This window comes from Ignavibacteriales bacterium, assembly GCA_026390815.1.
In the GTDB taxonomy this organism is placed as follows: Bacteria; Bacteroidota; Ignavibacteria; order Ignavibacteriales; family SURF-24; genus JAPLFH01.
The window spans coordinates 1-15,154 of record JAPLFH010000003.1; the positions used below are offsets into that span (position 1 = coordinate 1).

Annotated in this window: 8 protein-coding genes; 1 reads left to right on the top strand and 7 read right to left on the bottom strand. The window is 35.0% G+C overall.

Annotated elements, in window-relative coordinates; all coding sequences use genetic code 11:
* Positions 1 to 149: 149 nt before the first annotated feature.
* From mtnA to NTX22_00095, 6 genes are all read right to left on the bottom strand, one after another.
* Positions 150 to 1,157: an S-methyl-5-thioribose-1-phosphate isomerase gene (gene mtnA / locus NTX22_00070; protein ID MCX6148898.1), complete on the bottom strand. Its 1,008-nt coding sequence runs from the start codon at positions 1,155 to 1,157 to the stop codon at positions 150 to 152.
* On the bottom strand, positions 1,144 to 2,064 hold the full coding sequence (locus tag NTX22_00075; GenBank protein MCX6148899.1) for a PfkB family carbohydrate kinase: 921 nt from the start codon (positions 2,062 to 2,064) through the stop codon (positions 1,144 to 1,146). Before NTX22_00075 ends, mtnA begins: the two co-directional genes overlap by 14 nt.
* Positions 2,065 to 2,128: 64 nt before the next feature.
* On the bottom strand, positions 2,129 to 2,611 hold the full coding sequence (locus NTX22_00080) for an NUDIX pyrophosphatase (GenBank protein MCX6148900.1): 483 nt from the start codon (positions 2,609 to 2,611) through the stop codon (positions 2,129 to 2,131).
* A gap of 99 nt (positions 2,612 to 2,710) precedes the next feature.
* Complete coding sequence (locus NTX22_00085) at positions 2,711 to 6,178, bottom strand: hypothetical protein (protein MCX6148901.1); 3,468 nt, start codon at positions 6,176 to 6,178, stop codon at positions 2,711 to 2,713.
* 665 nt (positions 6,179 to 6,843) lie between these two features.
* On the bottom strand, positions 6,844 to 7,122 hold the full coding sequence (locus NTX22_00090; GenBank protein ID MCX6148902.1) for a 4a-hydroxytetrahydrobiopterin dehydratase: 279 nt from the start codon (positions 7,120 to 7,122) through the stop codon (positions 6,844 to 6,846).
* Between the two features lie 111 nt (positions 7,123 to 7,233).
* Positions 7,234 to 9,744: an ATP-dependent Clp protease ATP-binding subunit gene (locus NTX22_00095; protein ID MCX6148903.1), complete on the bottom strand. Its 2,511-nt coding sequence runs from the start codon at positions 9,742 to 9,744 to the stop codon at positions 7,234 to 7,236.
* Positions 9,745 to 10,135: 391 nt separating this feature from the next.
* Here NTX22_00095 and NTX22_00100 point away from each other — a divergent pair, with 391 nt between their 5' ends.
* On the top strand, positions 10,136 to 12,136 hold the full coding sequence (locus tag NTX22_00100; protein MCX6148904.1) for an ATP-dependent helicase: 2,001 nt from the start codon (positions 10,136 to 10,138) through the stop codon (positions 12,134 to 12,136).
* Between the two features lie 232 nt (positions 12,137 to 12,368).
* On the opposite strand, the gene NTX22_00105 is transcribed toward NTX22_00100, so the two are convergent.
* Entirely contained in the window at positions 12,369 to 15,077 is a 2,709-nt protein-coding gene (locus NTX22_00105; GenBank protein ID MCX6148905.1) for a T9SS type A sorting domain-containing protein, read from the bottom strand.
* Positions 15,078 to 15,154 lie beyond the last annotated feature (77 nt).

Below are 15,154 nucleotides of genomic sequence, written 5' to 3' on the forward strand. Positions count from 1 at the left end.
GGTTATCCAAACTAGATGATATTTTATATCGTATACTGTATGTGATGACTTTCTGTAATTTTCCATTGAGCGAATTTACTAAAGTCTTCGCCTAAAGGCGAGGGTTTTTGCCCGCCAATCCCAGTAAGGGACAATAAAAAATTATATAATCAGAAATGATATGGATAGCAGAAGATTTCCTTGTCAGTGATAATTCCAGTAATTAATGATGCAGGAGTAACATCAAAAGCAGGAGAATAAACAGGATAATCTTCATTAGTAATTTGCTTATCGCCAAAATGAGTTAATTCTTTTTTATTCCTTTCTTCAATCAAAATTTCACTACCATCGTTGCAATGTTTATCTACAGTAGTAACAGGTGCTGCAATATAAAATGGAATTTTATGAAATGAACAAGCAACAGCCAGGTTATATGTTCCAACTTTATTTGCTGTATCTCCATTCCTGGCAATTCTATCAGCACCAACCACTACAAGATCTATTTTCCCTTGTTGCATTAAAAACGCTGCAGTAGAATCGGTAATTATTGAAAATGGAATTCCTTCTTTATCCAATTCAAATGCAGTTAACCTTGAACCTTGAAGCAATGGACGTGTTTCATCCGCATAAACATGCTTCACAAAATTATTTTCAAAACCTTTCTTAATTACATTAAGTGCAGTTCCCTCCCCAGAAGTTGCAAGTTTTCCCGCGTTGCAATGGGTAAGCACATTACATCTCTTTTTAAAAATCTTTAATCCATTCAATCCAATACGTTCACACATTTCAATATCATGCTGATGAATTTCTTTTGCTCGTTTCACCAGTACGTTGTAAGAATTCTCTTGTTGATTCAATTCCTGGAATGATCCTTTAATTTCATTCAGTGCCCAAAATAAATTTACCGCTGTTGGTCGTGTGGAAGCTAATCTTTGATATGCTTTTTCAAATTCTTCCTGCTGACTGGTTTTAACTTTCTTAATTGATAAAGCTAATGCGTAAGCTGCAGCAACTCCAATTGCTGGTGCTCCCCTAATTTCCAGCTTTTCAATTGCATCTGCAATTCTTTCGTAGGAATCAGTCTCAATGTATTCTTCAACTAAAGGTAATTTTGTTTGATCAATAAAAACTAATTTATCATTAACAAAATCTAAAACAGTAAAACTATTCCTGGTCATCTTCAAATTTGGATAGTTTAAGAAATTCCCTGAATCTATTTTGGATGAGCTTGTAATCTAAGTTTTCCAATCCCTTTGTACTAAATTGTTCAACGCAAAATGATGCCATTGTGCTACCATAAATAACAGCGCGCTTCATAATTTCAAAGTTCAGATCGTCTTTTTTATGTAAGTAACCAATAAATCCACCAGCAAAAACATCACCAGCACCAGTTGGATCGAAAATATTTTCCAATGGATAAGCTGGAGCAGAAAATATTCCTTCCTCTCCAAAGATCAACGCACCATGTTCACCTTTTTTAATTATTAAATATTTTGGACCAAGTTCTTTAATCAATCTGGCGGCTTTAATTATATTCGGTTCATGGGTAAGAAGCCGGGCTTCTGAATCATTAATAATTAAAACATCAACACGTTTCAGAACTTCAAGCAGTTCAGCATTTTTTCCTTCAATCCAAAAATTCATAGTATCACAAACAACTAATTTTGGCTTGTCCATTTGATCTAATACTCTTAACTGAAGAACAGGGTCGATATTTCCGAGTAGAACATATTGAGCCTTCCTATAGTTAACTGGAATAATGGGATTAAATTTTTCAAATACGTTTAAATCTGTGTACAATGTATCGCGTACATTTAAATCGTAATGATATTTGCCGCCCCACCTGAATGTCTTTTCTCCTTTAACTATCTGCAATCCTTCAAGATCAATATGGTGATCCTCTAATAATTTTATGTGCTCTTTTCCAAAATCTTCTCCAACAACACCAACAATATAAATTGGAGTGGAGAAATAACTTGCAGCAAGTGAAACATAAACTGTAGAACCACCAAGTGCATTATCGATTTTTGCAAACGGAGTGATTACCGAATCCAAAGCGATTGAACCAACAACCAATAAACTCATTTTAATCCTTTAGTAATAATTTGGTGAGTAAAATACGAAAATTTTTAATTCAACAGAATTTATTTTAGTTAATGCGATTTACATTGTTAAGATTTATTTCTTCAAAATTTAGGAAATTAATTTCATTCATAAAATATTCAAGAATAATTTCAACCGAATTCCGCTGACCGATCCATGCTAATAATTTAACTGCGGCAGATTTATCCACCCATTGATATTCAGTATGCTCAGTTGATATTTTTACTTCTGCATCATCATCAACTAAAGCAGCAAAAACCGGGACCATGCAAATATGATCTCTTCTGCGTGAGTAAAATGAATTTACATTTGGAACAACCCACATTTTTTTTGGTATTAATCCGGTTTCCTCACTTATTTCTCTAATTGCTGCTTCGTAGGCTTTTTCTCCACTTAGAATTGAGCCGGTTACCATTTGCCATACACCAGGATAAATGTCTTCTTTTGATCTTTTGAGTAACAGAAATTCAATTCCATTTCCTTTTCTTTTAACTATATGTGCCTCTATCATATATGAAAAAATTTTCAAAGTTGCTCCAAATTTTTATACCAATATACCTGAAAAAATTATTAGAATACAGAAGATGGGATTAGTACTTTGTGTGTACTTATCCATAATAATTTTCATTTAAAAATAAGCTCTTACTTCGGCTCTTGCTGTATGAACTACTTTACCACTCCCTTGCAATCTTCCATCATAATTAATTGATGATTGCAGATTGCCAGTAAGCCTATAATCAAAATTAAGCCGCCAGAAATAATTCTTACCAAGTAAATTCCCTTTTGTTAATTCAAACGGAAGATAATTTTTATCTGTGTTCGCCGTTAATTCATTTCGTTCAATTTCAATTCTTAATCTCCCAGTACCGGCAAAGGAAATGTTTAATCGTAACTGAAGAGAATTCTGATCAATAATTGTTGGAGTTTTAGGAAAATCATCCTGACTTCTACCAACTCCAATTTTAAATCCAACTTCAATATTTCTTTCTGGTCTGTAAGAAAAATCAGAAGTAATTGTATTGGAAGTTAGCATCCTTGCACGGTTAGAATTAATTGGAGCAATTACATTATCCACCTGGTTCACAAATTCAGTTTGGTTACCAATTTCCTCAACCATCTTAAAGCGGATTCTTATACTTCTTTCTTTGTTATAACCTTTTTCCAAACCACCGCTATATTGATTTAAATTTTTCCTTTGTGTAAAACGGAAGCGGAATGAAAGATCGCTGCTGTTTTCCCAAAAAAATAAATCCTGCTGGAATTGATTAAAACCCCTGATAGTTGTGGAATCATTTAAGAAGGATGAAAAGTTAAGTAAATATATTTTTTCGGTTTTAGTCTCCTTACTATTCTCCTCAACGCGGAAAGAAGTTTCTGATGAAATTGGAGATAATATTTTTCCGGTAATACTACTTTTATCAAAAACTTTTTCCAATTCAATTTTCCAGCGTGTGTTTACCTTTAAATCCACAACTGGAAACAATTTATCTGTTGGAATTGAAGCGATAATATAATCTCCATCATACACTGTTGGTTCAAACTCATTCTCATCAGCAATTCCATTGTTGTTAAGATCTCCAAGATATTTGTAATTACCTGTACCCTGTGTAACTCTTACAAAAACTCTTTCCAGCTTTGCAGAGCGCTGGGTAGATGCTTCATAATAAATATCTCCATTAACAATTCTTTGCCAAAAATTAAATCTTGATTGTGACCTGATAAGAATAGTTTGGTTATCTAACGAACCTAACTGTTTATAAAATGGAGTATATTTTTTATCTCTGATTACCAGGCTGAATGAGGAATTTACTTCCTGGATTCCTCTAAAATTCATGTCGTAGGATTGCATATAAGCATTAGATTCCTTTTGCATCACTCCATTGATTGGGAATGATTCTTCTCTTAAAGAATATTGTGCTTTTAATGTAAATCCATAAAGATCCAGTAATTCCAGTGAAGGAATAACTTCCACATATTTCAAACTGCCAGTCAATAACGAATCCGTGTTGGTTAATTTGTCTTTTTTATCTTCATAAAGGAATCCGATCCCAGGTTTAATTTTGTTCCAAAGATAATAAGCGTTTGCTGTTTGCCTGTTCCAGTTTGTATTCAGAAAACTTGTTTTTGAACTAACATAATCGATTTTGTACTCAACATTATATATATCCTTATCGCTGAATAAAAGATTACTTAGGAACCGATTTGATTTAAAATCATTTCCCCTGCTCAAAAATCCATATGTTGATGTGAGATTCAATTTTTCGAATGGAATTAAACTTAATGATGCTTCTCTTAGCTGTTCATTTTCAGTTTTATCAGATTGAAGCACATTGTAATTTCTGCTAAACTCAATTTCATTTACCCGGTCCAGTGTTGTAAATTTATTTTGAATGAACCTATCTTTATAACTTAATCCGATCTGTCCGAAGTTAATGCCGGCAACTTCTATTTGCCGTGGTTTTATATTAAGAAAAATATTTCTTGCCGATCCAAAATTATCCTTATCATCAATTGTAGAGAAACGATTTTTATCCCAAAGGCTTCCGGCAATATCAACATTAAGATTAACATCAGTAAAAGGAATTGCTTCAATAGATATATTTCCGATCTGCTTTAATTCTGGCAAAAAAAGAAATACAATTGGCAGGTAAGATCCTCCGCCAACACCAACAAAACTATAATTGCCAAGACTCTCTTTTAAATAATCGCCTTTTCCATCTCCAACATAGCTGAAAGATACATCGAACAACCCATTGCCCGGATTGTAAACATAATATTGAAATGAATTTCCGTTTATAATTGTATCAACACGTGAATATGTTCCCTTGATTTTCCCCGTTGAATCCGGGACTGCTTCTATTATACCGGATTTTGCTGCTAAAAATTTATTATCCCCGGAAGCTGCTAAAATTCTTTTATCACTTTCTGTAAGAGAAATATCAATTGGTGAATCCTGGTCGTCACCTTCTCTAAAGTAATTTACTTTCACATTCAACTTATTATTTAATAGGTTGGATGCAAAGCTTGCTCCAAAGAAATTCCTGGTAAATCTTCTATCAGTATATTCAAAATCGATGGTAATCCTGCTTGTGGATGTAATCAACCGTTTTGGTGTAAAGGTAACTTCTGCATTTGAATATTCAATCACATAATCGTTTCCTTCACCACGTCTCATCTCTTCGCCATTTAGATAAACTCTTTCACTGCCGGCAATAATTATAATATCACGTTCGTTGTTAATTCCATAAACCCGGTAAGGTCCCTGAACACCATCAATTCCATTAAGCTGATTTGTATTGAACTTTCCCTTTGAACTTGCCAATGATATTTTACCGGAATAATTATCGTAAGTAAATTCCCCTTTCAAGCCTTGCAGCTTGCGTTGAATATTGCTGAACTCACTTGTTTTTGTATTAAAATCATAATCGCCAAAAGTACCAACCGCATTTGGATGACGAACTTCAATAAAAACTTTATCAAGTTCTTCTAATCTTTCAGTATTCCCTTCCGGTTGAATTGGAGTATTCTCATCTGTTAGTGCTGCAACTATTTCAATGTCATTAGAAAGTTTGCCGGATAGTTGAAGTCGAAGTCCGCTGGTTAACGTAAAATCCCTGGTGGTGCCAACAGTAAAACCACGAATAATAGAACCGCTTTTCTGAACATCTTTTCCGAATATAGATTCAGATGTAAATCCGGATGATACTTGCTGCGCAATTCTAATTGTATCCGCAAACCGGTCATCATATTTTACTACAAGACTGCGGTGGAAATATTCCTTTTTAAGAGGAATATTATATGAGCGATAAGTTATGAATAGTGTATCAAAGATTGAGTAAGCAAGAGTATCCGCAAGGGTAAAATATGCTTTATCATAAAATATTTTATAATCATTTTTTGTAAGTAGTTTTCCTCTAAGCATAATTGATTCGCTGAAAGGAATGATGGAAATGGATTTTAACTCATAGATATTATTAAAGTTGATAAGAAGAGTATCGGTTCTTGTTAATACAGAAAAATTATTCTGAGCATAGCCTTCAGAAAAAAAATAACATACGCAGATTATTAAAAAGATTTTGGAAGAAAGTAACTTCAATCGTTTGCTGCTTTTTTAAAGGCAAATCTAAAGGTTAATGTTTCTATGTGCAAGGGATTTTTAATTACTGATTGATGATTGCACCTGCCTGCCGTGTCTGTTACAGAACTTGTCATTCTGAATGTAGCAAAGCGAAATGAAGAATCTCAATGCTAATAATGGTACTTACTCTTATCTGGGCTTTAGATTCTTTGCTCATAACCCTGCCTACCGGTCAGGCAGGCCTGTCTGCCCTGCCTACCGCAGGCAGGCGACAAAGGCGCAGGCCTGTCTGCCCTGCCTACCGCACATAGGCGTCAACCCAAGGAAATTTTGTACTTGAATAGCTCAGGCATTTATGCCGGAGTATCGGAATCCTAAAAATATCCTGGACTTTAGTCCAACCCACTTGCAGTAGGCAAGTACAATCCTAATGTTGGGCTAAAGCCCTAAATTCTTGGAGAATATTCTTTCCCCGACTTGAAAACCTGCCTACGGTAAGCAGGGTCGGGGCTATTTTCATCATAAACTAAATATTTTACCTTAGGTTGACGCCTATGTGCCTACCGCAGGCAGGCGACAAAGGCAGATTCGCTAAGAATGCCATATCCGCGTTGTGCAACAGTCACCTTAAGCGGGTTCTATTCTTATTTTTCAATATAAACAATGGTTGGCAGGCTGACTAACTATAATTCGTTTATAATTTTTGCAAGTTTTATATCATTTTCTGTTACACCACCATCGCTATGTGTGGATAATGTAATTTTAATTTTATTGTAGGAATGGATAAGTACATCCGGGTGATGGTCCATTTTTTCGGCTTGGACAGTTATCTTTAACAAAAAGGAAACAGCATCTACAAAGTTTTTTGTTTTAAATTCCTTGGTAATGGAATTGTTTTTGTAAACCCAGCCATTTAATAAATTAATTCGGTGCTGGATTTCATCTTTGGTAAGTAAATCCATTTTCTCCTCTCGTTTTAGGAACCAGAGTTTCGGCGAACCGGCGAATCGGTGAATCGGCGAACTCATCTTGCCTATCGGCAGACAGGTTCTCCGTTTCACACATTCATTCAATTACGCTTCCGCAGCTCCGGTCTTTTCTTCCTGGTGATCTGATTCTCCGGTTTCTATTGCTTCTTCAATAAAAATTAATTCCTCAGCACCTTCTATACCTTTTACAAGAATCTTACTCCCCTGCTTAAATGTGCCTTTAAGAATTTCTTCAGCCATTGGATCTTCTACATATTTTTGGATTGATCTCCTTAATGGGCGCGCGCCATACTTTGGATCGTAACCTTTAGCCAACAAAAATTCTTTTGCTGTTTGCTCTAAGGTTAATTCCATTTTGTTTTCTTTTATGTTATCGAGTAAATCCTTTATCTCGATATCAATAATTTTAATTATATCTTCTTTTTCAAGATTTCTGAAAACGATAGTTTCATCAATCCTGTTTAGAAATTCCGGATTAAACAATCTTTTAATTGCATCATCAATTGTGGATTTCATCGAATCATATTTGGTGCTTTCTGTTGCACCGCCAAAACCCATTGCACCGGCAGCTTTAATATCCCGCGTTCCCACATTGGAAGTCATTATTATGATTGCATTTTTAAAATCAACTCTTCTGCCCAAACTATCCGTAAGAATTCCATCATCAAGCACCTGAAGCAAAATATTGAATACATCGGGATGAGCTTTTTCTATTTCATCAAGAAGCACAACTGAATAAGGTTTTCTTCTAACCTTTTCTGTAAGCTGCCCGCCTTCTTCATAACCAACATATCCCGGAGGCGCTCCAACTAAGCGCGATACAGCAAATTTTTCCATGTACTCACTCATATCAATTCTAATCAGCGCATCTTCAGTATCAAAAAGATATTTTGCAAGAACTTTTGCTAATTCTGTTTTACCAACTCCAGTAGGACCGAGAAAAATAAAACTGCCAATTGGCTTATGCGGATTTTTTAATCCAGCGCGGGTTCTTCTGATTGCTTTTGTTAATTTTATAACAGCTTCATCCTGCCCAACAATAGAAGCTTTTAACGCATCTTCCATCTTCATTAGCTTTTCAGATTCAGCTTGTACAACTCTTGTAACCGGAATGCCAGTCATCATGGAAACAACTGTACCGATGTCATCTTCACTAACATCAAAAACAAGATCCTGGGTTTTTGCTTCCCACTCACGCTTAGCAATTTCTAAATCGGATTGCAGATTTCGTTCTCTATCTCTTAATCGTGCGGCTTCTTCATAATCCTGTCGTTTAACAACTTTAACTTTATCCTGTCTAACTTTTTCAATTTCTTCTTCAAGCACAAGGATTTCTTCTGATACAGAAAAGTGCCCCATATGAACTCTTGAACCTGCTTCATCAAGTACATCAATTGCTTTATCTGGAAGGTATCGATCTGTAATATATCTGTCGCTTAACCTAACAGCATAATCAATTGCCTTATCAGAATATTTTACGTGATGATGTTCTTCATATTTAAATTTTATGTTGGTAAGAATTTGAATAGTTTCATCGACTGTTGGCGGATCAACCATAACTTTCTGGAATCTTCTATCCAATGCTCCATCTGTTTCTATATATTTCCGATATTCATTCAATGTTGTTGCACCAATACATTGAATATCTCCACGTGCTAAAGCTGGCTTAAACATATTTGAAGCATCAAGTGATCCTGAAGCGCCGCCAGCACCAACTATTGTGTGCAGTTCATCAATAAAAAGAATAACATCGCTTGCCTTTTCTAATTCGTTCATCAACGCTTTCATTCGCTCTTCAAATTGTCCGCGGTATTTTGTACCTGCAACTAAACCGGCAATATCCAAAGTTACTACTCGTTTGTCCTGTAAAATTCGCGGTACTTTTCTTTGAATGATTCTTAAAGCTAATCCTTCAGCTATAGCTGTTTTACCAACGCCGGGTTCTCCGATTAAAACCGGATTATTTTTCTTACGTCTGCTAAGAACCTGCGCAACTCTTTCAATTTCTTTTTCTCTGCCAATAACAGGATCAAGCTTATCTTCAATAGCAAGCTTTGTTAAATCCCTGCCAAAATTATCCAGAACAGGAGTTTTAGTTCTTTCAAACTTCTTTTCTGATGATGGAGGAGGAGTGATTGATCCAGACTCGCGCGGATTTTTACTGCTTAAAATATTGTTCAATTCGGCACGGGCATTCTCATAAGTAACATTGAATTGATGCAAAATCTGCGTGGCAATATTGTCTTCATCCCTTAACAAAGAAAGAAGTATATGTTCGGTACCAATTACATCCGATTTATAAATTTTCGATTCTATCTGTGTAATCTTTAATACTTTTTCTGCCTGCTTTGTTAGCGGAATATTACCAATAGTTAGAGTTCCGCCGGAAGCTCTTACTGTATCTTCAATAGCTTTTTTTAATTTTACAAGATCAACATCTAAGTTTCGCAAAATCCTAACAGCCATTCCCTGTCCTTCGCGGATAATGCCGAGTAATAAATGTTCAGTCCCAATATAATCATGACCAAGTCTTAAAGCTTCTTCGCGACTTAAACGAATAACATCTTGTACTCTTTCCGAAAAATTACCGTCCATATTTTCCTCTGTTTTGAAGTTTAATGGGATATTTATCCTGAGATAAATATAACCAATGATTCCACATCAATCAAGGCTATAGATTTCTTCTCATTTATAACCTTTCTTTCATTTAGAACAAAATATTTGTATTTAAGTTTCATTTTAATGTGATATGAAATGATTTTAAAATATTTATTCTTCTTCAATTATCGCCCAATTAAAACATTTTTATAGTAAGCCAAATTAAAATTACAATTCAAATCGTTATATTGATAAAGGGTAGTTCTAAAAAGTTCAATACTCTTTGCGAAATCTCTGCGCTCTTTGAGTTTAAGATTTCAAAAAGATGGTTTTTAGAACCATACAAAGTAAAAAATGAATTTGGTATTTGAATAAAAACAGTTGGGTTATGGTAAAAAAATATCATATAAAAAAAATTGAACCTTCTGGTTTAATTAAGCTTCAGGCAGATGAATCTAAGTTTCAAATAAATTATAAGCTGGAATTAAATCCTGCACAGTATGAAGCTGTAACATCTACAGAAGGCGCTTACTTAGTTATTGCTGGTGCAGGAACCGGAAAGACAAGAACACTCGTCTATCGCGTAGCAAGATTGGTTGAAATGGGTATTGATCCCAAATCCATTTTGCTTTTAACTTTTACCAGGAAAGCCGCAAACGAAATGATGAACCGTGCAGCAATCCTGCTGGATAACCGTTGTTCTAAAATAAATGGAGGAACTTTTCATTCTTTTGCTAATCTTACTTTAAGAAAATACGCTAAAATAGTTGGTCTGGATTCCGGGTTTACTATTCTGGATCAATCCGACAGCGAAGATGTAATTAATTTAATTCGTTCTCAGCTTAATCTAACCGACATCAAGAAAAGATTTCCAAAGAAACAAACAATTAACAAAATATTAAGCTTTAGTGTAAATACAGGAATTCCAGTTGAAAAGATACTAGAAGATGAATACCAGCATTTTTATGAATTCTTAGTATTGATTCTGGAAATTCAAAAAATTTATGCTTCTTATAAAAGTAAAAATAGTTTGCTTGATTATGATGATTTGCTTGTTTACTTAAATCGTTTTTTATCAGAATCCAATTCCGCCTCTAAAACTTTTCTTGCATCAATTAAATATGTAATGGTTGATGAATACCAGGATACAAACAAACTGCAAGCAGAAATTGTGAAAGGATTAACACGCTACAATGATAACGTAATGGTAGTCGGCGATGATTCACAATCAATTTATTCTTTTCGCGGAGCCAATTTCAAGAACATTATGGAATTCCCTTTACTTTACAAGGATGTAAAAATTATTAAGCTTGAAGAGAATTACAGAAGTACACAGGAGATTTTGAATTTTACAAATCATATTATTGATGGAGCAATTGAGAAGTATCAGAAATATCTATTCACAAGAAAAGGAAGCGGTGAACTGCCGGCAATTATTTCTGCAACAACTGAGAATATGCAGTCCAAATTTATTGTTGATAGAATCCTTGAGTTGCGAGAAGAAGGAGTTCCGTTAAAAGATGTTGCTGTTCTTTTCCGCTCTTCTTATTCCTCTTTCGATCTAGAAATTGAATTGAATAAGGCGAACATTCCTTTCCAGAAATTTGGCGGAATGAAATTTATAGAAACTGCGCATGTAAAAGATGTTCTTGCATTCCTTCGCATTGCAGCAAATCCAAGTGATGTTGTAAGCTGGTTTAGAATTTTACTATTGCACGAAGGTGTTGGACCAAAAACAGCACAAAAAATCCTGGACGAAATTTCATCCTCCCGCCTTACAATAAAAGCAAATCCGGAAGCGCTTGTTTCCTCAAAGTATAATGATAAAATAGTTAAGCTGTTTGTTTTGCTTAATACAATTCACACCAGGGAAATGACTCCAACTGAAAAAGCTGAAATGGTTATGGAGTATTATCAACCATTCTTTAATGCAAAGTATGATGATTTTAATAAACGGAAAAAAGATTTGGATATTTTCCTTAACATCACCCAAAATTATAAAAACCTTGATTCGCTGCTTGCTGATATGGCTTTAGATCCACCATTGGATAGTGTTACCGATGTTGATGCTGGTGATAAAGAAGATGAATTTGTTACATTGTCAACAATTCATTCGGCAAAGGGATTGGAGTGGCATTCCGTTTTTATAATTCACGCGATGGAAGGATTCTTTCCCATTAGTCAGGCGTTTGATAATATTGAAGCATTAGAAGAAGAACGAAGATTAATGTATGTTGCATCCACAAGGGCAAAACAAAATCTTTACATTTCTTACCCGATGAATATTTTTGATAGAGAAAGAGGTGTTACTTTTTCTAAACCTTCACGGTTTATTGCCGGCATTAATGAAGAACTTGCTGAAGAATGGCTGCTGGAAGAAGATTTTTGATTTATGAGTGCGGATTGCGGAATGTAGAATGAAACTGAGATCAAAGGAAAATCAATAATTTCTTTTAACAATTGGAATTTTGGATTAAGAATTTGGTGCTTATTTGGGATTTGGAAATTATAATTTGGTATTATAAACAAAACCCGGCTCATTTGAACCGGGTTTTAATTTTGGAAGGATTATTAATTGTAGATTATTTCAATCCGCAATCACCAATCTGTTATCTGCAATTTTATTTAACCAACATCATCTTCTTTGCTTGAACAAAACTACCTGCAGTAATCTTATAGAAGTATGTTCCATTTGCAAGATTGCTTGCATTGAAATCTACTGTATATGTTCCAGCTGATTGAACTTCATTTACCAACTCAATTACAAGTTCGCCAGTGATTGAGTAAACATCTAATGTTACTTTGCTATCAACTGGTATTGTATAATTGATTTTTGTTGTTGGGTTAAATGGATTTGGATAATTCTGGCTCAACTCAAATTTATTTGGCTGTTTAGTAGCAACTTCAACTTCTGAAGAATAATTGTATGAACCATTCAGATCAATTTGTTTCAAACGATAAGAAACTTTTTCAATCTGGCGAACATTATTATCAACAAAAGAATATTGATTTATATTTGATGAAGTACCTGCACCTTTAACATAACCAACTTTTTCCCAGTCTCCATTTGCTTTTCTTTCAACCTGGAAGCCCTGGTTGTTAGTTTCTGTTGCAGTTTTCCAATTTAATGTAACAACAGAATTAGAGTACTGTGCATTGAATGCTACTAGTTCCACAGGAACTACATCTAAATTTTCATCTGCACCAATGTCTGGTGTTGCTTTTCTTAATTCATTATCAATATCTGTTGTAATGCCAGGAATAGCAATTCCCTTACCAACAACTGGTGATAAATTTGAAGATAAATGTAAATCGGTAGCTGAAGTAAATCCTGGATTAACTGCCAAACTATGTGCATCCTGGGCTGCTACTTGCCAAGCTGCTAAGTTAGCATACGATGTACCTTGATAATTGACAAAATTCTGATTGGAGAGTAAATCATTATAATCTGAAGTCAGCACTGAGGTAGCCGGAATCATACCAATGGCGGAGGAGCCAACATTACCTGAGTGATTGTTTATGATAATATTGTTTTTCAGATCAATATTAACCGGACCTGTACCATTTGTGTGGTTTCCGATACCATAGCTCACAAGCGTAGATGCATTATCATTGATCACTATTGTATTAAAATAAACTTTAAGATTACCCATATTACCTGCTGAACGTAATCCGATGCCATACGTAGAACGTGTTTCATTCGAGGCGCCTACATTGATAATGTTATTGACGACACTTATACTATCCGTTGCATCAAAACTATTTCCGGCAAAGGCAATACCGACAAGATAGGCACTGGCATTAATAGTTTTTTCAAGACAGTTGATTGTATTTTCCTTAATGACTATACTACCTGAAGCACCAGTAATATAAATTCCATGATTATAGGAATCCGTAGCTCCGGCAGTGGTAGGAAGCAGGTTTATCGTATTGCCAATTATTTCACTTTCGGTGAGGTAAAGAGAAGTAACACCGCGTGTTCCACAATAAATCTCATTATTCACGAAGCTAAATTGGTTTGGTGCAGTAGTACCCCAAGGAGCAAGTCCATCACGTCGTACTGGCCGCGTTGCTGTACCGATTTGGCAATTCTCAACCCGTAAACCCCAAACACCGTCTTTGTCATTAATAACTGCACCGTATCTGAAATTTGTAGTTACATTATCAAGATTCTTGATAATGAGGTTTTTAAGAACAACGGTATCTGCATTTGAGGTATTCAAACCAAAAGGAACTGCGACGGCATCAGTTTCTGTTGTAACGATAAGGTTACGGCTTGTTGATCCATTATTACTTCCATCAAATGTTACATAACCTTTGTCGAAACCAATCATCTGGATGCCATTACCCATTGACGTACCGGGTGCTACAATTAAGCAAACATTTCTTCCGGGTGCTGGTTTAATAACAACATTATTAGCAGCCGACAAAGGTGCATTAAAAGTAAAGCTATTTTCCCTTAATGTGTCTGCATCTAATAGAAAGTTTACTGTTCCGGTAACCCCAATTAAATTTAATGAAGTAACAGCATCATTAAGGGTTGCAAATCCTTGCGGATTTGAACCTTGAGGAATATAATAATTGCCACTAAGAACATTTTTTAGCCAAGTTGTTTGGATTCTAAACTCGTCAATAGTAAATGTAGGTGCAGCAGTAGCATTTCCCTGGCGAAGTGTTATATAACCAAGATCTGTTGCATCGGTTTTACCTGGAAAAGTGTAAGGACCTACCTCCGGAGTTACAGGTTCCGTAGTTGGAAAAGAAGCTTCGGTTATTACATAAACGCTAACGGCATCATCTGTAGCATCAACTGTATTAAAAGTATATTTTACGCAAACTGGATATGTTTGGTTAAAATTTAATACAGTGCTTCCATATAATGCACCACCAGAAACTTCATTATTTTTGCTTATACCTAATACAAATCCGGCTCCAGATGCTTTTGAATGTAAACGTGCATAATAATTTGTTTGAGCAGTTGATTGTGATAGTGCAATAAAATAATCACCTGTTTGTGATGCAGAGAAATTAACTAAAAAGAATAGATAAACACTCCCTGAATCTTCAGGTGTAAATGCTTTATAATCATCTTCACCACTTGTTGTCATTGCAAGAGCATTTCCTTTTACACCAGGATAATTAGGGAAAGTAAGTCCTGGACTTACAACTGTTAAAGGATTTGAAGTATTTGTTCCACTGAGCACCCAACCTGGGGTTGGTGTTGCAGTAATAAGTGTACCTGCATCATAAGCGAAACTTTCTTCTAGAAGAGCTTGAGCGAAGAATTGACTAGAGACAAGAATTACTAAGAGAAGTACGATTTTTTTCATAGGTAGCTCCATTTTATTATTCTATAAAAAATTAATTTAGAGACTGCAATTTAAAACGAAAAGTAACCACTTTTACA